At 65.5% G+C, this 19,260-nt stretch carries 19 protein-coding genes; 14 read left to right on the forward strand and 5 right to left on the reverse strand.

Going from position 1 to position 19,260, the window contains the following annotated elements; translation table 11 throughout:
- Nucleotide 1 precedes the first annotated feature (1 nt).
- The 11 genes from JNM03_RS11725 (at nt 2) to JNM03_RS11775 (ending at nt 11,866) form a co-directional block, all read left to right on the forward strand.
- On the forward strand, nt 2–2,254 hold the full coding sequence (locus JNM03_RS11725) for a nitric-oxide reductase large subunit (RefSeq protein WP_204994273.1): 2,253 nt from the start codon (nt 2–4) through the stop codon (nt 2,252–2,254).
- A 2-nt stretch (nt 2,255–2,256) separates the two neighbouring features.
- Nucleotides 2,257–3,462: an NnrS family protein gene (locus JNM03_RS11730; protein ID WP_204994272.1), complete on the forward strand. Its 1,206-nt coding sequence runs from the start codon at nt 2,257–2,259 to the stop codon at nt 3,460–3,462.
- A 489-nt stretch (nt 3,463–3,951) separates the two neighbouring features.
- Nucleotides 3,952–5,610 (forward strand): cytochrome-c oxidase, cbb3-type subunit I, encoded by a 1,659-nt coding sequence (gene ccoN / locus JNM03_RS11735; RefSeq protein WP_294036813.1) that lies wholly within the window; start codon nt 3,952–3,954, stop codon nt 5,608–5,610.
- A gap of 13 nt (nt 5,611–5,623) precedes the next feature.
- On the forward strand, nt 5,624–6,400 hold the full coding sequence (gene ccoO, locus JNM03_RS11740) for a cytochrome-c oxidase, cbb3-type subunit II (protein WP_204994271.1): 777 nt from the start codon (nt 5,624–5,626) through the stop codon (nt 6,398–6,400).
- Nucleotides 6,397–6,561 carry a cbb3-type cytochrome c oxidase subunit 3 gene (locus tag JNM03_RS11745; protein ID WP_204994270.1) on the forward strand — a complete coding sequence of 55 codons (165 nt, stop codon included), beginning with the start codon at nt 6,397–6,399 and terminating at the stop codon, nt 6,559–6,561. The genes ccoO and JNM03_RS11745 overlap by 4 nt, the downstream gene beginning before the upstream one ends.
- Nucleotides 6,548–7,468 carry a cytochrome-c oxidase, cbb3-type subunit III gene (gene ccoP, locus JNM03_RS11750; protein WP_294036798.1) on the forward strand — a complete coding sequence of 307 codons (921 nt, stop codon included), beginning with the start codon at nt 6,548–6,550 and terminating at the stop codon, nt 7,466–7,468. Before JNM03_RS11745 ends, ccoP begins: the two co-directional genes overlap by 14 nt.
- Nucleotides 7,455–8,906: a cytochrome c oxidase accessory protein CcoG gene (gene ccoG, locus JNM03_RS11755; RefSeq protein ID WP_294036800.1), complete on the forward strand. Its 1,452-nt coding sequence runs from the start codon at nt 7,455–7,457 to the stop codon at nt 8,904–8,906. Before ccoP ends, ccoG begins: the two co-directional genes overlap by 14 nt.
- Nucleotides 8,903–9,373, forward strand: a complete 471-nt coding sequence (locus JNM03_RS11760; RefSeq protein WP_204994267.1) for a FixH family protein — start codon at nt 8,903–8,905, stop codon at nt 9,371–9,373. Before ccoG ends, JNM03_RS11760 begins: the two co-directional genes overlap by 4 nt.
- Entirely contained in the window at nt 9,370–11,490 is a 2,121-nt protein-coding gene (locus tag JNM03_RS11765; protein ID WP_294036801.1) for a heavy metal translocating P-type ATPase, read from the forward strand. Before JNM03_RS11760 ends, JNM03_RS11765 begins: the two co-directional genes overlap by 4 nt.
- Nucleotides 11,487–11,642 (forward strand): cbb3-type cytochrome oxidase assembly protein CcoS, encoded by a 156-nt coding sequence (gene ccoS, locus JNM03_RS11770; protein WP_095386789.1) that lies wholly within the window; start codon nt 11,487–11,489, stop codon nt 11,640–11,642. Before JNM03_RS11765 ends, ccoS begins: the two co-directional genes overlap by 4 nt.
- Complete coding sequence (locus JNM03_RS11775) at nt 11,639–11,866, forward strand: hypothetical protein (protein ID WP_204994265.1); 228 nt, start codon at nt 11,639–11,641, stop codon at nt 11,864–11,866. The genes ccoS and JNM03_RS11775 overlap by 4 nt, the downstream gene beginning before the upstream one ends.
- Nucleotides 11,867–12,098: 232 nt before the next feature.
- Here the strand turns inward: JNM03_RS11775 and JNM03_RS11780 are convergent, their stop codons facing one another.
- Both JNM03_RS11780 and traA read right to left on the reverse strand, forming a co-directional pair.
- Complete coding sequence (locus JNM03_RS11780) at nt 12,099–12,803, reverse strand: DUF6118 family protein (protein ID WP_204994264.1); 705 nt, start codon at nt 12,801–12,803, stop codon at nt 12,099–12,101.
- A gap of 9 nt (nt 12,804–12,812) precedes the next feature.
- The gene (gene traA / locus JNM03_RS11785; protein WP_204994263.1) at nt 12,813–15,758 is read right to left on the reverse strand and encodes a Ti-type conjugative transfer relaxase TraA; all 2,946 of its coding nucleotides are present in this window, start codon (nt 15,756–15,758) and stop codon (nt 12,813–12,815) included.
- 173 nt (nt 15,759–15,931) lie between these two features.
- Here traA and JNM03_RS11790 point away from each other — a divergent pair, with 173 nt between their 5' ends.
- Together JNM03_RS11790 and JNM03_RS11795 are read left to right on the forward strand one after the other, a co-directional pair.
- Nucleotides 15,932–16,237, forward strand: coding sequence for a conjugal transfer protein TraD (locus tag JNM03_RS11790; RefSeq protein ID WP_294036804.1), 306 nt, complete (start codon nt 15,932–15,934; stop codon nt 16,235–16,237).
- A gap of 37 nt (nt 16,238–16,274) precedes the next feature.
- Nucleotides 16,275–16,496, forward strand: a complete 222-nt coding sequence (locus JNM03_RS11795; RefSeq protein ID WP_294036805.1) for a conjugal transfer protein TraD — start codon at nt 16,275–16,277, stop codon at nt 16,494–16,496.
- 6 nt (nt 16,497–16,502) lie between these two features.
- Here JNM03_RS11795 and JNM03_RS11800 read toward each other — a convergent pair whose 3' ends face one another.
- From JNM03_RS11800 to JNM03_RS11810, 3 genes are all read right to left on the reverse strand, one after another.
- Nucleotides 16,503–17,282, reverse strand: coding sequence for an NYN domain-containing protein (locus JNM03_RS11800; protein WP_294036806.1), 780 nt, complete (start codon nt 17,280–17,282; stop codon nt 16,503–16,505).
- A gap of 123 nt (nt 17,283–17,405) precedes the next feature.
- Nucleotides 17,406–17,993, reverse strand: a complete 588-nt coding sequence (locus JNM03_RS11805; protein ID WP_294036807.1) for a hypothetical protein — start codon at nt 17,991–17,993, stop codon at nt 17,406–17,408.
- 10 nt (nt 17,994–18,003) lie between these two features.
- Complete coding sequence (locus JNM03_RS11810) at nt 18,004–18,609, reverse strand: hypothetical protein (protein ID WP_294036808.1); 606 nt, start codon at nt 18,607–18,609, stop codon at nt 18,004–18,006.
- Between the two features lie 137 nt (nt 18,610–18,746).
- Between JNM03_RS11810 and JNM03_RS11815 the strand changes: the two genes are divergently transcribed.
- On the forward strand, nt 18,747–18,953 hold the full coding sequence (locus tag JNM03_RS11815) for a hypothetical protein (protein WP_294036810.1): 207 nt from the start codon (nt 18,747–18,749) through the stop codon (nt 18,951–18,953).
- The last annotated feature ends 307 nt before the right edge of the window (nt 18,954–19,260 follow it).

Below are 19,260 nucleotides of genomic sequence, written 5' to 3' on the forward strand. Positions count from 1 at the left end.
CATGGGCGCATATCGCAAACTCTGGTGGACGTTGATCGCGGTCCTGACGGTGACCTTCGCGATTCTCGGCATTTCGGGGGTCGAGGTTTATCGCAATGCGCCGCCGATCCCGGCCAAGGTCGTCAGCGCCTCGGGCGAGGTGCTGATGACCCGCGAGGACATCATGGCGGGGCAGGCCGCATGGCAGAGCACGGGCGGGATGCAGCTCGGGTCGATCTGGGGGCACGGCGCCTATCAGGCCCCCGACTGGTCGGCTGACTGGCTGCACCGCGAACTGACCGCTTGGCTGAGCCTTGCCGCCGAAGAGACATATGGCAAGCCGTTCGACGACCTCGCCATCGAGCAGAAGGCGGCGCTCACCTATCGGTTGAAGCAGGAATATCGGCACAACAGCCTCGACCCTGCAACCGAGGCAGTGATGGTGTCGGATCGGCGCGCGCGTGCGATCGCTCAGACCGCCGATCATTATGACCGCTTGTATGGCAGCGACCCGGCGCTGCGCGCGACGCGCGACAATTACGCGATGAAGGACGCGACGCTGCCGAGCGCGGAGAAGCGGCAGAAGCTGACCGATTTCTTCTTCTGGACCGCGTGGGCCGCGTCGACCGAGCGGCCGGGGACGGTTGCCACTTATACCAACAACTGGCCGCCCGAACCGCTGATCGGCAACCAGCCGACGCCCGAGAATATCCTGTGGTCGCTCGCCTGCGTCGTCATCCTGATCGCGGGCGTCGGGTCGCTGATCTGGGGCTGGGCGTTCCTGCGCCGCCACGACGACACGCCGCTCGTCGCCGCCGACAAGGATCCGCTAACGCTCGCGGCGCTGACCCCGTCGCAGCGAGCGCTCGGCAAATATCTGTTCGTGGTGCTCGCGCTGTTCGTCTTTCAGGTGTTCATCGGCGGCTTCACCGCGCATTACACGATCGAGGGGCAAAGCTTTTACGGCATCGATGTTTCGCAGTGGTTTCCTTATGCGCTGACCCGCACCTGGCATGTGCAGAGCGCGGTGCTGTGGATCGCCACCGCTTTCCTCGCTGCCGGGCTGTTTCTTGCGCCGGTGATCCACGGCGGCGATCCCAAGCATCAGAAGCTGGGGGTCGATCTGTTGTTCTGGGCGCTCGTCCTTGTCGTGGTCGGATCGTTCGGCGGCAACTACCTGTCGATCGCGCAGGAAATGCCGGACGGGCTCGGATTCTGGCTCGGGCATCAGGGCTATGAATTTCTCGACCTCGGTCGCGTCTGGCAGTTCGCGCTGTTCGCCGGGCTGCTCGTCTGGCTGGTGCTGATGCTGCGCTGCATGATGCCGGCGCTGCGGCGCGAGAAGGGGGGAGACCGGAGCCTGCTCCTGCTGCTCACCGTCTCGACCGTCGCGATCGGGCTCTTCTACGGCTCGGGCCTCTTCTATGGCGAGCGCACCCATATCACGATCATGGAATATTGGCGCTGGTGGGTTGTCCACCTGTGGGTCGAAGGCATTTTCGAGGTGTTCGCGACGACAGCGATTGCTTTTGTCTTTGTGTCGATGGGGCTGGTGTCGAAGCGGATCGCGACCGCGGCCTGCCTTGCCTCGGCCTCGCTGTTCATGGTCGGCGGGGTTCCGGGCACCTTCCACCACCTTTATTTCTCGGGGACGACGACCCCGGTGATGGCGGTCGGCGCCGCGTTCAGCGCGCTGGAAGTCGTGCCGCTGATCGTGCTGGGATATGAGGCGTGGGAGCATTGGAGCCTGCGCGACCGCGCGCCATGGATGCGCCCGCTGCGCTGGCCGCTTATGTGCTTCGTCGCGGTCGCTTTCTGGAACATGCTAGGCGCCGGGGTCTTTGGCTTTATGATCAACACCCCGGTTGCGCTCTTCTATCTCCAGGGGCTGAACACCACCGCGGTCCATGCCCATGCGGCGCTGTTCGGGGTCTATGGTTTCCTCGCGCTCGGCTTCACGCTGCTGGTGCTGCGCTATATCCGGCCCGAGATCGGGTTCAGCGAGCGGCTGATGCGCCTCAGCTTCTGGGGGCTCAACGCGGGGCTGGTGCTGATGATCTTCACCAGCCTGCTGCCAGTCGGCCTGTTCCAGTTCGAGGCGAGCGTGACCACCGGCATGTGGTATGCGCGCAGCGACGAGTTCCTTCAGCAAGACTTCCTAGAAACTTTACGCTGGGTCCGCACCTTCGGCGACGTGGTGTTCATCGTCGGCGCGGTCGCGGTCGCATGGCAGGTTGTAATCCTCGGCCTGTGGCGCAAGGGTGCGCGAGGGTGACGATGGGCCGACATACGGCCGGGGGCACCAGCGGTTCGGGGACCGTGGGGGAATCGCCGCTCTGGCTGCGCGGCGGCTATCGACTGCTCTTCGCTTGCGGCGCATTATGGGCGGCGCTCGTCGTGGTCCTGTGGGTCGGCGCGTTCGCCGATCGTTGGACGATGCCGACTGCGATGGCGCCGCTCGCTTGGCACCAGCATGAGATGCTGTTCGGCTATCTGGGCGCGATCATCGGCGGCTTCGTCAGCGCCGCCATGCCCAACTGGACGGGGCGCCCGACGGTGACCGGGTGGCGCGTCGCCGCGGTGGTCGGCCTATGGCTGGCGGCGCGGCTGGCGATCCTGTTTTCGGCGACGGTGCCGCCGCTGCTCGGCGCGGCGCTCGACAGCCTTTATCTGCTCATCCTCCTCGCCTATGCGGCGCGCGAGATTTTCGCGTCGGGCAATCATAACAAGCCGATCTTGCTTATCCTCTTTCTGTTCGCCGCCGCTTCCGCAGTCGACCATGCCGCGATGATGGGCGCGCTTGCCGACCCGATGCTCGGGATGCGCCTGGGCTTCGCGCTGATCCTGCTGCTGATCGCGCTCATCGGCGGTCGCATCACCCCCGCTTTTACGCGTAATTGGCTGGTACGGCAGGGTGCCGCAGAAGGCCTACCGACCATGCCGAACCATTTCGACATGGTCGTGATCGGATCGACCGCGCTCGCGCTCGCGGCGTGGGTCGTCGGTCCCGAAAGCCCGATCGCGGCGGGGTTGTTGATCGCGGCGGGTGCCCTTCAGGTGGTCCGCCTCGCGCGCTGGGCGGGATTGAAGGCGCTCGGCGATCCGATCGTCTTTGTCCTCCATCTTTCCTATGCTTGGTTGCCGGTCGGGCTCATCCTGCTGGGGGGCGCGATGCTGTCTCCGTTCCTGCCCGTGTCGAGCGCCGTTCACGCGCTCGGCGCCGGGGCGATGGGGGCGATGACGCTGGCGGTGATGACGCGCGCGACGCGGGGGCACACCGGGCGCCCCCTGAAGGCTGACCGCGCGACCATCTTCATCTATATTCTGGCTCATTCGGGCGCGCTGCTGCGCGTGATCGCGCCGTTGCTGCCGTTCGATTATTTGGCGGTCATCGCGCTCGCCGGCGCGCTTTGGGCGGCGGCTTTCCTGCTGTTCCTGATCGCCTATGTCCCGATGGCGGTGCGGCGGGCTCCCGCAGTTTGAGCGGAGCGCATATGGGGCCATCATCCGTTCCCACCATTGTCGCAGTCGATTATGGCGGATCGGACACCGATTGTGAATCCTGCGCTGTCCGTAACCAGGCCATCTGTTCGAGCCTCAATTTGCTCTAGGAAGAGGACGACGCAACGGACGCGAACATATCCCCGACATATTGAGGCTGACGATCGAAACGACGAGTCGCCGGCTCACTTGGATGCGCGCCAAAGGTCTGCTCGACTTGCCGTCGCGCCGTGAGGTCGCGATCAATGGCCGCCCGGCGATGGAAGCTATCGCGGGCCGAGCATCAGTTTATGGCAGAAAACCTTGGATATGGGCCTGTTGCGGGCTGCCGGACCGGACACTGGGACAAATTGCCCCAGTGTCCCTGCTGGACGTTGCTCGTTGATCTAGGCATTGTTCAAGACCGCTGGTGCGGTGATGGACGATCATGAGCGCGAGCGAGGGAGCGACGCAGAACAGGGATTCGCGACGATGGACGATCTGGTTTTAAAAGCAGGTGGCTGGCTAGGACTCGCCTTGGTGGCGCTGGTCTTTGCGGCGCTGGCCGTCGACACGCCCTTTGCGGTTCATATGATTATCATCGCGATCACCTGTATGATCGCGCTGTGGTTCCGCGTCTCACGCGCCGATTATGCGGGGATGGCGCGCGGATTGCTGAAGATGCCTGCCGACCAGGGAGCCTACGACGACGACCCGGTGCGCTGGGGCGTAATCGCGACCATATTCTGGGGCGTCGCGGGACTGGCGGTCGGCCTCTATATCGCGTTGCAACTCGCCTTTCCGGCGCTCAATCTCGAGATTGAATATACCAGCTTCGGACGGCTGCGCCCGCTCCACACGTCGGCGGTTGTCTTTGCCTTTGGCGGCAATGCGCTGATCGCGACGAGCTTCTATGTCGTGCAGCGCACTTGCCGCGCGCGGCTCGCCTTTCCCGGCGCCGCCCGCTTCGTCTTCTGGGGTTATCAGCTCTTCCTGGTTCTCGCCGCCACCGGATATCTGATGGGGGTCACTGGCGCGCGCGAATATGCCGAGCCCGAATGGTATGTCGATCTGTGGCTGACGATCGTCTGGATCGTCTATTTCGTCGTCTTCGTCGGCACGATCGTCAAGCGCCGCGAGCCGCATATCTATGTCGCCAACTGGTTCTATCTGAGTTTCATCGTCACCATCGCGATGCTCCACATCGTCAACAATCTGGCGGTGCCGGCGACGATCTTCGGGTCGAAGAGCTATTCGGCCTTCGCCGGGGTGCAGGATGCGCTGACGCAATGGTGGTACGGGCATAATGCGGTCGCTTTCTTCCTGACCGTGCCCTTCCTCGCGATGATGTATTATTTCGTGCCCAAGCAGGCGGAACGGCCGATCTACAGCTATCGCCTGTCGATCCTCCACTTCTGGTCGCTGATCTTCCTCTACATCTGGGCCGGACCACACCATCTCCATTATACTGCGCTGCCCGACTGGGCGCAGACGCTGGGCATGGTATTTTCGGTCGTGCTGTGGATGCCGAGCTGGGGCGGCATGATCAACGGCCTGATGACGCTGAACGGCGCGTGGGACAAGATCCGCACCGACCCGATCATCCGCATGATGGTCGTCGCGCTCGCCTTCTATGGCATGGCGACCTTCGAGGGGCCGATGCTGTCGGTGAAGGCGTTCAACAGCCTCAGCCACTATACCGAATGGACGATCGCGCACGTCCACGCCGGGGCGCTCGGCTGGAACGGGATGATCACCTTCGCCGCGGTCTATTATCTGGTGCCGCGCCTGTGGGGACGCCCACGCCTCTATTCGCTGCGCATGGTCAACTGGCACTTCTGGCTCGCGACGCTGGGGATCGTCTTCTACGCCGCCTCGATGTGGGTCGCGGGCATCATGCAGGGGCTGATGTGGCGCGAATATGGCGCCGACGGCTACCTCGTCTACAGCTTTGCCGAAACCGTCGCGGCGATGCACCCGATGTATCTGATTCGCGCCGCGGGCGGGGCGATGTATCTCGCTGGCTTCCTGCTGCTCGTGTTCAACGTCTGGGCGACGCTCGCGGGCCGGGTCCGCGAGGAAAAGCCCATGACCGAAACGCCCCACAACGCCGCCGCGGATCGCCCGCTGGCGCCCGTTCCTGCCGAATAAGGAGCCAAGGCAAATGGCTACCCAACCCGCCGAAAAGCGCTTCAGCCACAAGAAGCTCGAACGCAATGTCAGCCTGCTCGGCTTCTTTTCGCTGATCGCCGTCGCGATCGGCGGCATCGTCGAGATTGCGCCGCTGTTCTGGATCGACAACACGATCGAGAAGGTCGACGGGATGCGGCCCTATACGCCGCTCGAGCTGGCGGGGCGCAACATTTACATGCGCGAAGGCTGCTACACCTGCCACAGCCAGATGATCCGCCCGTTCCGCGACGAGGTCGAACGCTATGGTCATTACAGCCTGGCGGCCGAGAGCATGTACGACCATCCGTTCCAGTGGGGATCGAAGCGGACTGGGCCGGACCTTGCCCGCGTCGGCGGTCGCTATTCGGATGAATGGCACAAGGCGCATCTGATCGATCCGCGCAGCGTCGTGCCCGAATCAATCATGCCCGGCTACGCCTTCCTCGCCGATCGCGATCTCGAGGCGGGCGACATGACGCGCGACCTGACCGCGCTCTCGCGCGTCGGCGTTCCCTATACCAAACAGGATATCGGCAAGGCGAACGACGACATCCGCGCGCAGGCCGATCCCGATGCGGGCGCGGGCGATCTCGTCACGCGCTATCCCAAGGCGCAGGTGCGCGATTTCGACGGCGACCCCGCCCGCGTGACCGAAATGGACGCGTTGATCGCCTATCTCCAGATGCTCGGCACGCTTGTCGATGTCGAGAAGGCGGCGCCGCAGGAGCAGGCGCATGTGCCCGCCGTCGCATCGGGGGCGTCGCGATGACTTATGACGAGGTGCGGCATTTCGCCGACAGCTGGGGGCTGATCGTCATGGTGGCGATGTTCCTCCTCTTCATCGCCTGGCCCTTTCGCAAGGGCGCGCGCCATCATCACGACGAAGCGGCGAACATGATCTTCAAGGACGACGACAATGGCCGATCATAAGCGCATCGACGAAGTGACCGGTACGAGCACGTCCGGCCACGAATGGGACGGCATCGAGGAACTCGACACGCCGATGCCGCGCTGGTGGCTGTGGTCGCTCTATGCGACGATCGTCTGGGGCATCGCCTATGTCATCCTCTACCCCGCCTGGCCGATGGTCCATGGCGCGACCGAGGGGGTGCTCGGCTGGACCAGCCGCGGCCAGCTCGAAGCAGAGATGCGGGCCGACGCGGCGCGCCGCGCACCGGTGATGAATGCGATCGCCGCAACGCCGATTGCCGATTTGCCCGCGAAGCCCGAGCTGATGCAGGCGGCGGTGCAGGGCGGGGCGGCCGCCTTTCGCGTCCATTGCGTCCAGTGCCACGGCGCGGGCGGCGCGGGGGTGAAGACGCTCTATCCGAGCCTGACCGACGACGACTGGCTGTGGGGCGGCGACCTTGCCACCATCGACTATACGATCACCCACGGCATCCGGAATCCCGATCACAAGGAAACGCGTACCAGCCTGATGCCCGCCTTCGGTCGCGACGGCATCCTGAACGCGGCGCAGATTTCCGATGTCGTCAGCTTCGTCCGCACGATCAGCCGGCAGGAAAAGCCGGGCGCCTCGTCGGCCCGCGGCGCGACGCTGTTCGCGGACAATTGCGCGGTCTGTCACGGCGCGGGTGGCGAAGGCGGGCGGCAGGTCGGTGCGGCGAAGCTGACCGACGCGGTCTGGCTCTATGGCGGCGACCGCGCCAGCCTGACCGCGACGATCACCCAGCCGCGCAACGGCGTCATGCCGCGCTGGGGCGAGCGGCTCGACCCGGTGACGATCAAGATGCTCGCCGCCTATGTCTATTCGCTCGGTGGCGGCGAAAAGCCCGCTCCCGCGCCCGAAGGGCCGAAAGCCGATGGCAAGCCCTGAAGACCTGACCCACCCCGCGCTCTACGAGGCGCGGAAGGGCGTTTACCCGAAAGCGGTGAACGGCTTCTTCCGCCGCTTCAAATGGGCGATCATGGCGGTGACGCTGGCGATCTATTACGGCACGCCGTGGATTCGCTGGGATCGCGGTCCCTATGCGCCCGATCAGGCGGTGCTCGTCGACCTCGCGAACCGGCGCTTCTACATGTTCCAGATCGAAATCTGGCCGCATGAATTCTATTATGTCGCGGGCCTGCTGATCATGGCGGGGATCGGCCTGTTCCTCGTCACCAGCGCGGTGGGGCGCGCCTGGTGCGGCTATGCCTGTCCGCAGACGGTGTGGACCGACCTGTTCCAGCACGTCGACCGGCTGGTCGACGGCGACCGCAACGCACAGATCCGGCTGGGGAACGGACCCTGGACCTTCGAGAAGGTCGCAAAACGCGGGCTCAAATATCTGATCTACCTTGTCATCGCCTTCTGGACCGGCGGCGCGTGGATCATGTATTTCGCCGACGCACCGACGCTGACGCAGGATTTCTGGACCGGGCAGGCGGCGCCGGTAGCCTATGGCACCGTCGCCGTGCTGACCGCGACGACCTTCATCCTCGGCGGCTTCATGCGCGAGCAGGTGTGCATCTATATGTGCCCCTGGCCGCGCATCCAGACCGCGATGATGGACGAAAAATCGCTGCTCGTGACCTATAAGGACTGGCGCGGCGAACCGCGCGGCAGCGTCAAGAAGGCGATGGCCCACCCCGGCGCCTTCGGCGACTGCATCGACTGCAACCAGTGCGTCGCGGTGTGCCCGACGGGGATCGACATCCGGCAGGGGCCGCAGATCGGCTGCATCACCTGCGCGCTGTGCATCGACGCCTGCGACAGCGTGATGGCGCAGGTCGGGCGGCCGCGCGGGCTGATCGACTATTGCACCCTCGACGACGCCGCGACCGAAATGGCGGGCGGGGTCGCGCCGCCGATCCGCAAGACGCTCTTCCGCCCGCGCACCCTGTTCTATTTCGGCCTGTGGGGTGCGATCGGGCTGGCGATGCTCTTCACCCTCGGCCAGCGCACCCGGCTCGACCTGGCCGTCCAGCACGAGCGCAGCCCGCTTTACGTCCAGTTGTCCGACGGCGCGATCCGCAACAATTACACGCTGAAGCTGCGCAATATGGAGCTTCGCCCGCGTCGGGTCGAAATCAGCGTCAGCGGCCTGCCCGAGGCGCGATTGTGGATCGACGGCGGATCGCGCGAAACGGCGCGGCAGAGCCTGCACATGCCGCTGGCGCCTGACAGCGTGACGAGCGCGCGGCTGTTCGTCGTCGCCCCCGGCGCGGGACCGGCGCGGCAGGATTTCACCATCGCGGTGCGCGCGCTCGACGACGATCCGCGCGGCGACCGCGAGACCATCCAGTTCGACCGGCCGGGGACCGAACCATGACCGACAAGCGCGAGCGCAAAGCCTTCACCGGACGCCATGCGGCGATGATCCTCGTCGCCTTCTTCGGCACCGTCATCGGCGTCAACATGGTGATGGCGAGCTTCGCGCTGTCGACCTTCGGCGGCACCGTCGTCGACAACAGCTATGTCGCGAGCCAGCATTACAACGAATGGCTCGCGCGCGCCGACGCGCAGGACCGGCTCGGCTGGGACAAGAGCGTCACGGTCAACGAGGAGCGCCATGTCCGGCTGATCGTTCGCAAGGACGGTGCCCCCGTGGAGGGGCTGCGCATCGTCGCGACGCTTCGCCACCCGCTCGGCCGCGCGCCCGCGCGCGCGATGCGCTTCGTCGCCGCGGCGGACGGCGCGCTGCGCTCGCTCGAAGCCTTGCCCGCCGGGCGCTGGCAGCTCGACCTGTCGGTGCATCGCGGCGCCGACGAGGCCCGCTACCGGATCGACCTCAAATGACCCAGGCCGCTTCCCTGCTCGTCGAGCGCGATTTCGCGGTGCCCGACATCCGCTGCGCTGGCTGCATCGCCAAGCTGGAGCAGGGGCTGGTGCGCGACCGGCGGATCGCGGCGGCGCGTGTCAATTTCACCGAAAAGCGCGTGCATATTTCCTGCACCCCCGACGCCGAAACGCCCGAACTGATCGGCGCCTTTTCGCTGCTCGGGTTCGAGGCGCATCCGATCGGCGACGGTCCGGCCGAAGTCGATGGCGGCGCGTCCGACAGTCGCGCGTTGCTGCGCGCGGTCGCGGTCGCGGGTTTCGCGATGATGAACATCATGCTGTTGTCGGTGTCGGTCTGGTCGGGCGCGAGCGGCGCGACGCGCGACCTCTTCCACTGGTTGTCGGCGGCGATCGCGCTGCCGACCGTGGCCTATGCCGGGCGCAGCTTCTTTCGCTCGGCGTGGCGCGCGGTGCGCCACGGCCGCACCAACATGGACGTGCCGATCAGCATCGGGGTGCTGATCGCGACCGCGCTCAGCCTCTATGAAACCGCGACGCACGGCCCGCACGCCTATTTCGATGGCGTGGTGATGCTGCTTTTCTTCCTGCTTTGCGGCCGCTGGCTCGACAGCGTGATGCGCGACCGCGCGCGCGGCGGGGTGACCGCGCTGCTCCGCAACATGGGCACCGGCGCGATGGTGGCGGGCGCCGACGAGACGAGCCGCTGGGTCGATGCCACCGCGCTTCAGCCCGGCATGGTCATGCTCGTCGCGGCGGGCGAGCGCTTGTCAGCGGACGGCGTCGTCGCGGGCGGCGCCAGCCGGATCGACCTGTCGCTGCTGACCGGCGAAAGCGCGCCGCAGGAGGTCTCGCTCGGCGACCCGGTTCACGCGGGAACGCTGAACGTGGAGGCGCCGATCCGCGTCCGGGTGACCGCCGCGGGCGCCGACACCGCGATCGCCGATATTGCGCGCCTGATGGGCGAGGCGGCGCAGGGCAAGTCGCGCTATGTCCGCATCGCCGACCGTGCCGCGCGCTATTATGCGCCTGCCGTCCACACGCTCGCCCTGCTCGCTTTCGCGGGGTGGATGATCGTCGGCGCGGGCTGGCATCACAGCCTGCTGATCGCGGTCGCGGTGCTGATCATCACCTGCCCCTGCGCGCTCGGCCTCGCGGTGCCGGCGGCGCAGATCGTCGCAGCGGGCGCGCTGATGCGCGTCGGGGTGCTGGTGAAGGACGGGGCGGCGCTCGAACGGCTGGCCGAGGTCGACCGCGCGATGATCGACAAGACGGGAACGCTGACGCTGGGCCGCCCGGTCGCGACCAATCTGGACGGGGCGGACGCGACCGTCCGCGCCCTGCTGCTCGCGCTGGCACGCGCCAGCCGCCATCCGCTCAGCGAAGCGCTGACCCGCGACCTAACCGCGGCAGGCGTGACCCCGCTCGCGGTCGAGGCGATCCGCGAAACGCCCGGCTTCGGGGTCGAGGCACAGTGGGAAGGGCGCATGGTGACGCTGGGCCGCCCCGCGCAGCCCACCGCCCACAGCACGCTCGCGACCCAACTCGCGATCAATGGCGCGCCGGCGATGACCGTCCGCTTCGCCGACGCGCTGCGCCCCGATGCCGCCGACACGATCGCCGCGCTGGAGCAGGCGGGCGTTGCGCCAGGCATCCTGTCGGGCGACCGCGCCGCCGCCGTCGCGCCGGTCGCGCGCGTGCTCGGGCTGACCGCCCAGACCGGCATGAGCCCTCAGGACAAGCTCGCCGCCATCGCGCGGCAGGCGGCGGCGGGGCACAAGGTGCTGATGATCGGCGACGGCCTCAACGACGGTCCCGCGCTCGCGGCGGGCCATGCCTCGATCGCGCCGGGTTCGGCGAGCGACGCGGGCAAGAATGCCGCCGACTGCATCTTCCTCGGTGACCGGTTGATGCCGGTCGCGCAGGCAATCCGCGTCGCGCGGCGGACACAGGCGATCGTGCGGCAGAATTTCGCGCTCGCGATCGGCTATAATATCGTCGCGGTGCCGCTTGCTTTCATGGGGCATGTGACGCCGCTGGTCGCGGCTATCGCCATGTCGGGATCGTCGCTGATCGTCGTCGGCAACGCGCTGCGGTTGAAGGGGGCAGCGCGATGAATGGCCTGCTCGTCCTGATCCCGGTCGCGCTTGGGCTCGGCCTCATCGGGCTCGCCGCCTTTTTCTGGTCGCTGCGGGGCGGGCAGTTCGACGATCTCGACGGTGCGGCGCTGCGCATCTTCGTCGAGGATGAGGAAGAGGACGCGCGATGACCGCGCGCCATGTCGTCCTGATGCTGGGCGCGGCAGCGCTGATGCAGCCGCCCGTCGCGGTCGAGGCGCGCGTGCTGACACTCCGGGCATGCGGCGGCGCGGCGCATCGGATGCTGCTGCCGGGCGACCCTGCCGACCCTGCGGAGCGGCGCGACTGCGCCAAGGCGTGTCACGCGGTCACCGAGCGTCGCGGCAAATCGGTAGAGTCGAAGCGTTGTTGCTGAAAATCCGCCGCCGTTGATCCCGGTCAATGTCGCAGCGCCCGGTCGCGCTCTATGTCCATATCCCTTTTTGCGAGAGCATCGTAACCCGTGTTTTCAGGCCACGGCGGTCCAAGACATGAGATTTTCCGACGTGGTTGACGGGATGATTGACCAGCCCCCCACCGCGTGGTCCGCGCGGATTGTCAGTGCACTAACGCCGCCATCGCCAGGCTTGTCCCGTGCACGGCTCCGATCAAGGTTGCCGATACCTCACCCTTATCGTGCACCGCACCGGCTGCTTGACCTTGGTGGCCCGCTGTAAGCAAGCGTCGATGGCATCTCGGTTCGCCTGTCGCATGTCGGCGGCGTCAACGATAGCCTGCCAGCCTTCGGGGTTCCCGGCCTGCATCAGCCGGGTTCCGGCGTCCCATAGGGTCGGCTCACGAACGGTGCGCGCGGCGATGCGTTCCGGCAGGTGCCAGCTTGTCGGTAGGATGCGCGCGACAAAGCCGGGAAGCGCGGACCACAGGAGGCACCCGGCAAGCAAGCCGCCGCCGACGTACCACCAGCGGAGTCGCTTTTGCTCGTAGATGGTGTTGGCCGTGCCGATAATCGTCCGCAGATCGCGGATGGCCTCGCCACGCTCCCGCTTCGCAGCCACAATCAAGACCTCGTCGTCGCGTCGCGCGCGCGCCGCCGCCGCCGTCATCCGCGCCTCGAAGTCCTCCGGAGTCATCTGCATGGCGGGCTGGCGCTCGATGGAGACAAGCCGGTTGGCCATCTCTCCCAGCGTCTTGCTGTAATCTGGAATGTCGATCTCGGATTTCTCGGTGGCGAGATGTTCGACCGCACGGCGCATCATGGCCATTTCGCCTTCAAGGCGGGTAAAGGCTCGCGTCGCCGGATCAGGGTCCGGCTCGTCATAGGGCAGTCGGGGTAGCTGTCTGTCGTTGTTCATGTCTTCCTCCTATCGGCTCATGCCAAGGTTGCGTCCGTGATCGAACGGCACCGAGTCCGCGAGATCGCGCGCCACGCTGCGGCCCATGGCCGCATCGATGCCCAATTCCCGAGTGCGTCCGCGCAGCAGCGATTCGACCTGCGCGTCGCGTTCGAGGCTCTTCGCCATGCCCGCCATTTCCTGCCCGACGCGCTTCGCGCCCCGGAAATCCCCGTCGCGACGCAAGTCGTCGTGCGCCTGCCGGAGCTGCTGCCAGCCCTCGACAAAGCGGTCGGCGCGTTGGAACGGATCGGCGCGCAGTTCTGCTTCCTTGTTCATCGCACGCACCGCGGCCTGACCTCGACCCTGTGCGGCCTCGTGGATCAGCTCTGGCTGGCGCTGGAAGGCGTTTCCTAGGTCAGTGGAGGATTGAGGCCGCATCGCGTCCAGTGCCTCTCCTGCGCGGTTCAGGGCGTCATGCTGGTGGGGCAGCATCGGCAAGCCCCGATCGCGCATCCGGGCGATGTCATCGACCGCGCGGGCATAGCGTTCGACGGCGCGGCGTTGGCCGGTGGCATAGGCTGGCTCGGCCTTCGCCTGCTCGCCCGTCCGTTCGGGCGGACGGAACCCCGCGAACATGCCTGGCTCGCGCTGCTGACCGGGTCGCGAGAGACGCAAGCCCTCGAAGATCCCGCGCGCCTTTTCCTTCCCGGTACGGACGATCTCTGCGACCCGTTCGCGAATGCCGATCCCGCGCCGCTCGGCGAAGTCGCGCGCCGGATCGGCCTTGGCATAGTCGCTCGCCATATCCTTGGTGCGTTCACGCGATAGGGTGCGGACAAGGCGGGCATCATCCTTGAAGTCGTCGCGGGCATAATGAAGCGCCATACCCTCGCGGTGACGAGACAGGCTGACATAGGCGCCGTGGCTGTCCATGCCGGGGGTGGCGAGGACATGGCTGCGGTCCACGGTCATCCCCTGCGCCTTGTGGATCGTCGCCGCATAACCATGATCGACATGGGCATAATCTTTGGTGTCGAACGCGACGCTGCGCCCGTCATCGGTGCGGACGGTCATGCTCTGCTGGCTAACCCGCTCGACCGTCCCCAGCGTGCCGTTCTTCACCTCCAGGCTGCGCTCGTTGCGCAAGAACATGACACGGTCACCGGATGCAAAGGTGCGGTCGCCACGCTCAGCCTTCACCAATACGTCATCGCCGAGCTCGCCGCCCGTACGCATCCGGTCGCGCGCCGCCTCGTTGAGCTCGCGCACCTCGGCATTGGTGTGGGTGAGGATGATGCGCGATTGATCGGGCGCGGCGATGCGCTCGCGATCCCACCGTTCAACAAGCGCGCCGCGCACCGCTTCGCGCGTGTCGGCCGCATGCACCATGCCGCGCTCGACATAGGCATGGATCGCCTCGCCGGTTCGACCGGTCGCAAGATGCCGGGTCGCATCCTGCTGCCAGCCTTCGTTCTGACGACGGACCTCGGTAATCTCGACGCCGCCATGCCGTTCGTAAACCCCGCGGAATGCCGCGCCCGCCTCGATCGCCTGCAATTGCTGCGGGTCGCCAACCAGCACGACCTTGGCGCCGGCATCGGCGGCATGGGACAGCACCCGCTCCATCTGGCGCGTGCCGACCATGCCGGCCTCGTCGATGACGAGAACATCGCGCGGGCCGAGCATTTCGCGCCCCTGCGACCAGCCATGTTCCATGCTGGCGATCGTCCGCGACGCGATGCCCGAACCATTCTCCAACCCCTCCGCCGCGATGCCCGACAGCGCCGCCCCACGCACTTCGAAGCCGCTGTTCTCCCATGCTTCGCGCGCCACGCCCAGCATCGCGCTCTTGCCGGTCCCGGCGTAGCCGACGACGACGCTCAAGTCCCTGCCATCGCTCGCATGGTCGAACGCCGCGCGCTGTTCGCCCGACAGGTCCAGCCCACGCGCCGCCGCCGCGCGAAGCGCGCCCTCCCGGTCGCTCTCGCTGACACGATGCCGCTCGCGCTCGGCCATCAACTCGCTGGCGCGCTGCAACCGCTGCTCGGTCTCGATCATCTCGCGCGACGTGAACCGATCTTCACCGCGCCCGTCCTTGCCGAGTTCGATCAAGTCGGGCGAACCGCGAACCGCGCTCATCGCCCGATCATATTGGTCCTTTCCGTCTGTGTGGCGATGCACGAACATCGCCATGTCGCGCCGCGTGAACGTCGCCTGATGGTGCGTGATCGCGTCCAAGGCGATGCGCGGTTCCGCGATGATGCGTTCGCCGTTCCGCTGCGCGGTGGCGCGATGATCCTCGATACGCTCGGACTCAAGACCGCGCTCACCCATGCGCGTCGCTGCGGGGCCGATCTTGTCTTGTGGCTCAAGGTCGATGCCCTGTGCCTTCAAACTGCGATGATCGATGCGCGCTTCGATATCGAGTTCGGCAAGGCGCGTATTCACATGGTCGGCCCATCGCTCGCGCCATTGCTCGACCAGTTCGGTGCGGTTCCAGTCGCGGACCTTGGCGCCGAAACCGTCTTCGCCGACCTCGCGCATGGTGAGCATGACATGGGCGTGCGGCTTCGCCATGCCGTCCGCACCGATGTCCCAATGCACATTCAAATCCGCGATCATCCCGCGATCGACGAACTCGGCTTGCACAAAATCACGGGCCAACTCGATGCCATCGGCCTTGCTCATCTCGCGCGGGATGGCGAACTCCACTTCGCGGGCGAGTTGCGCGTCCTTGCGGACCTCCACCGCCTCGACTTCGTTCCAAAGTGTCACGCGATCCAACAGGCGTTCGGGCGCGCCATCGGGCAGCATGATCTCGCTATGCTCGACCCCCGACTTGGCGCGGAAATCATGGTCGCGATCCAGCCGCTCGTCGTGCAGCCGCTCGCCCGCGCGATAGGCGGCAGCGGCGACGGCGCTGCGCCCGGCGGTGCGCCCGATGACTTTCGCGGAGAAGTGAAAGATTGCCATGACGGCAATCCATCTACGCCACTAAGCGGACGTCGGCACGACGTATAAGCGCGCCCTCCTCGAATAAATTCCGAGCAGGGACTAGGCGGTGTCAGACTGTCCCGGCGACTCTACTGCGCTAGAGGCGCGCTTCTTCTAACATGGCTGCATCGTCACTCAATGGAGACTTTACGATGCGCAAACCCCGTGATTTTGATTCGGAACTCAAGGCGCTTGCCGACAAGGCCAAGGCGATCAAGGAACGACGCACACGCCAGCTTGGCGAACTCGTCATTGCGACCGGCGCTGACGCGTTAGACGCTGAACTATTGGCCGGGGCGTTGCTCGATGCTGTCGCCACCAAGGACGCCGCGAAACGGGAGGGCTGGCGCAAGGCGGGCGCTGCGTTCTTTCGCGGCAAGCAACGTAAGCCTGCGCCGCGATCTGAACGCCAGCCGGAGAGCGCTCTGCCGCTCGAAGGCGTCGCGGCATCGCATTGAAGCAAGTAAGGCAAGAACCGACACGCGGGAATGGGTAATGAAACGGCGCGAGCGAACGCGGCACCTGATCGAACTCGGCGGCCTCGTCGTCAAGGCGGGGCTGGTCGATCTGACCGACGATGATCGCGCTGCCCTCTACGGCGCGTTCCTCGCGGTCGCGGGCAAACTGCAAGGCGACGAACGCGCCAACGCGCTGGCGTTATGGCAACGCAAGGGCAAGCGTGCGTTCGAGGCGGAACAGGAGGCGAGGAATAACTGACCCCGCCTATCGGCTCGGTTGCGGCGTTCGGTCCTTGTTGCGCTTGTCGGCGACATAGCTCTTGCCATTCTCGACGCGGGCTATGTCGAACAGCCCCGTCGCCTCGAACAGCGTCGTAAAATTCCTCACACCATAATTGCGAGGATCGATCGGAGCTTGCCGCCGTGCGGCAAGTCCAGCCGCTGACATCGCGGCCCAACCGTCCTCGCGGGCTGTGGCCTCGACGGCGCCGCGCAATATGGTGACAAGCTTGGTGTCTTGCGACAGCGGCTTGCCCGCTGGCTTCGCGGCGGGTGCGGGTTTTGCCTTATCTTCCGCTTTGGTCTTGGCTTTGGGCTTTGTCGCGGGTTCCATCGGTGCGGCGGCTGCAAGCGGTTCGTCTAATGTGTCGAGATAGAGGAAGGCGGTGCAGGCGTTCACGAACGGCGCGGGCGTCTTGCGTTCGCCGAAACCATAGACCTCATGTCCGTTGGCCTTGAGCTGCATCACCAACGGCGTGAAATCCGCATCGCTCGACGCGAGGCAGAAGGCGTCCAGTTCCTGCGTGTAGAGCAATTCCATGGCGTCGATCACCAGCGCAATGTCGGTGGCGTTCTTGCCGGTCGAATAGCTGAACTGCTGAATGGGCCGGATCGCAAAATCGTGCAGCTTGTCTTTCCAGTTTTTGAGGCCCGCGCTCGCCCAATCGCCATAGGCGCGCCGAATGTTGGCGGTGCCATATTTGGAAAGCTCCGCCAGCATGTCGGCAATCTTGCTATGCGGCACATTGTCCGCGTCGATCAGCAATGCGATCCTGCGATCAGAGCCGTTCCGCGCGCGATCATCTATTTCCATTATTCCGTTTGCCCCCGTCGCCATAATATTGCGGTCATCATTGCGCGGAAGCGAGATAAACGCCATCCGCAATAGCTAGGCGGCGGCTGGCTTCTGCAACGGCGCGGGCTTTGGTGTCGTGCAATCCGTCGGCTCCCATTCCTGCCGCATCCACGCCTCGTTCGATCTGCGGAAAAGGACGTGTGATCCGTGACAGTAATTGATGCCGACGCCCTCCCTCAAATCGATGGCGCATAGGCCTGCATCCCCTGCCAGCAGCCGCACGGCATCAAATGGTCTGAACCAGCCCTGCAACGCGCGTGATCGCTTTCCCGTCACGGAATCCGTTGCCATGATTATCTCGCGAAAGTGGGGGTCAGCGGCCTGACGTATCCGATCGATTGTTGGGCCGGGCTTTATATCGAAATACTGATATTCGGCGGGAGCGTTGGGATCGCATATCTCGCCTGCGAGGTGCGGCGGCTTGCTCGGCGGAGGCGGAAACTCGTCCAACAAATCGACTGTCAAAGCGTCGATCTCTTCCGGCTGTTCCGGTTGCTCATCCGGCGGCTGCGGAATCGAGCAACCGGGAATCGAGAGCGGCACCAACAGTGCAATGTGGGCCAGCGCCGACAACAGCAGGGGACCGGCCACTTTCATTCTGCCGTGCCGGTCGTCCGTCATGGCTATGGCATCAACTGCGCCGCCCTCGCGGGCGCGGATGGCCGGTTACGTCCCGCACACCGTCCAGCAGGGCGCGGAGCAGCGCATGAACCTGCGGGGCTGTCAGTCCATCGTCATCGGGTTCCGGCTCACCAAAGAGCCGCACTTGGTTCCATCGCCAATAGGGTGTGAGGACAACCGCCAGCCGCGCCATGTCGGGGCAGTCGTGCCCCAATCCGGTCGCATTCGCGTAGGCGAGCGATTTCGCGACACGCAGGCCGATATGACGGGCGCACCAGTCATCAGCAAAACCCACGTCCAGCAAATGAGAGGACAAAGCGAGCTGGGCGGTGATCCCGGCCCGATACAGATAGCCGCGCCAATCCGCCCGTTCATGCTCGGCGGGAAAGAATCCCTCGGCGACATGATAGCGGCGGCGGCTCAAGGCTCGCCGCTCTTTAGTTCGGACGATCGCGGCCGGATCGTCGCCATAGTCCGCGTGAAGCGACGCCAGCCCCTCGCCCCAGGGCGACACGATCGCCGGAACCATAACCGGCGCTGCCGCCAGCCCCCGCAGCAGAGCGCGGCGCGACGCTCCGCCCCCCGAATCACTCAAGAAGGTACCGCGTGAAGTCATGGGTCTGCCTTTCCTCTTCACTGTGCCGAGGCGCCTCAGGACGCTCAGGGGCAATAAGCGGCACCGCTTATATCACTAAAGGCAGGGAATATTCAATAAGCGGTGCCGCTTACTCAGCTTCTGATTGAACGGGCAGGATGCGCGGTTACGACGCGACTATGGGAAGGCCGCCGCTCAACGTGAAATCGACCAACGTCCGTTTGCCGGAAGGTCTGGGCGAACGGATTGACAAGCTCGTCGGGCGTCAACGCCGCGCAGCGTTTATCCGGGACGTGCTGGAGCGCGAAGTCGAGCGGCTGGAGAGCGAACAACGCAAGATAGAAGGCGGGCCGTTTGCACCCTGACGGAAAACCCCCGAAACGGGGTTCTCGTGCCTCGGGCCAATCCAGCGGTGTTTTTCGTGCGTTGGGAGCGCTGGGACAGCGCGGCGAGATAGTGCAGGCCAGCCATCCACGAGATTGATTTGTTTTCCGGCCTATTCAATTTAGCCGGACGCCTTAAGCTGCTCGGATGCGGATTCCGACGATGCCGCCCACCTATTCCGATCTGATCGCGCCCACCATTCCGAGCTGATGCCGCCCGGGCGAGAGTGCCTGATCGATGGGCTGGTTTGTCACTGATTTCGGCTTCTGGTCAAGCGGCTGCTGGCAC

The organism is Sphingopyxis sp. (genome assembly GCF_016793825.1).
Classification (GTDB): Bacteria; Pseudomonadota; Alphaproteobacteria; order Sphingomonadales; family Sphingomonadaceae; genus Sphingopyxis.

Bases quoted from the DNA above. Each gene is read 5' to 3' on its own strand.
- JNM03_RS11725 (WP_204994273.1), top strand. From the start codon at position 2: ATGGGCGCATATCGCAAACTCTGGTGGACGTTGATCGCGGTCCTGACG.
- JNM03_RS11730 (WP_204994272.1), top strand. From the start codon at position 2,257: ATGGGCCGACATACGGCCGGGGGCACCAGCGGTTCGGGGACCGTGGGG.
- ccoN (WP_294036813.1), top strand. From the start codon at position 3,952: ATGGACGATCTGGTTTTAAAAGCAGGTGGCTGGCTAGGACTCGCCTTG.
- ccoO (WP_204994271.1), top strand. From the start codon at position 5,624: ATGGCTACCCAACCCGCCGAAAAGCGCTTCAGCCACAAGAAGCTCGAA.
- JNM03_RS11745 (WP_204994270.1), top strand. From the start codon at position 6,397: ATGACTTATGACGAGGTGCGGCATTTCGCCGACAGCTGGGGGCTGATC.
- ccoP (WP_294036798.1), top strand. From the start codon at position 6,548: ATGGCCGATCATAAGCGCATCGACGAAGTGACCGGTACGAGCACGTCC.
- ccoG (WP_294036800.1), top strand. From the start codon at position 7,455: ATGGCAAGCCCTGAAGACCTGACCCACCCCGCGCTCTACGAGGCGCGG.
- JNM03_RS11760 (WP_204994267.1), top strand. From the start codon at position 8,903: ATGACCGACAAGCGCGAGCGCAAAGCCTTCACCGGACGCCATGCGGCG.
- JNM03_RS11765 (WP_294036801.1), top strand. From the start codon at position 9,370: ATGACCCAGGCCGCTTCCCTGCTCGTCGAGCGCGATTTCGCGGTGCCC.
- ccoS (WP_095386789.1), top strand. From the start codon at position 11,487: ATGAATGGCCTGCTCGTCCTGATCCCGGTCGCGCTTGGGCTCGGCCTC.
- JNM03_RS11775 (WP_204994265.1), top strand. From the start codon at position 11,639: ATGACCGCGCGCCATGTCGTCCTGATGCTGGGCGCGGCAGCGCTGATG.
- JNM03_RS11780 (WP_204994264.1), bottom strand. From the start codon at position 12,803: ATGAACAACGACAGACAGCTACCCCGACTGCCCTATGACGAGCCGGAC.
- traA (WP_204994263.1), bottom strand. From the start codon at position 15,758: ATGGCAATCTTTCACTTCTCCGCGAAAGTCATCGGGCGCACCGCCGGG.
- JNM03_RS11790 (WP_294036804.1), top strand. From the start codon at position 15,932: ATGCGCAAACCCCGTGATTTTGATTCGGAACTCAAGGCGCTTGCCGAC.
- JNM03_RS11795 (WP_294036805.1), top strand. From the start codon at position 16,275: ATGAAACGGCGCGAGCGAACGCGGCACCTGATCGAACTCGGCGGCCTC.
- JNM03_RS11805 (WP_294036807.1), bottom strand. From the start codon at position 17,993: ATGACGGACGACCGGCACGGCAGAATGAAAGTGGCCGGTCCCCTGCTG.
- JNM03_RS11810 (WP_294036808.1), bottom strand. From the start codon at position 18,609: ATGACTTCACGCGGTACCTTCTTGAGTGATTCGGGGGGCGGAGCGTCG.
- JNM03_RS11815 (WP_294036810.1), top strand. From the start codon at position 18,747: ATGCGCGGTTACGACGCGACTATGGGAAGGCCGCCGCTCAACGTGAAA.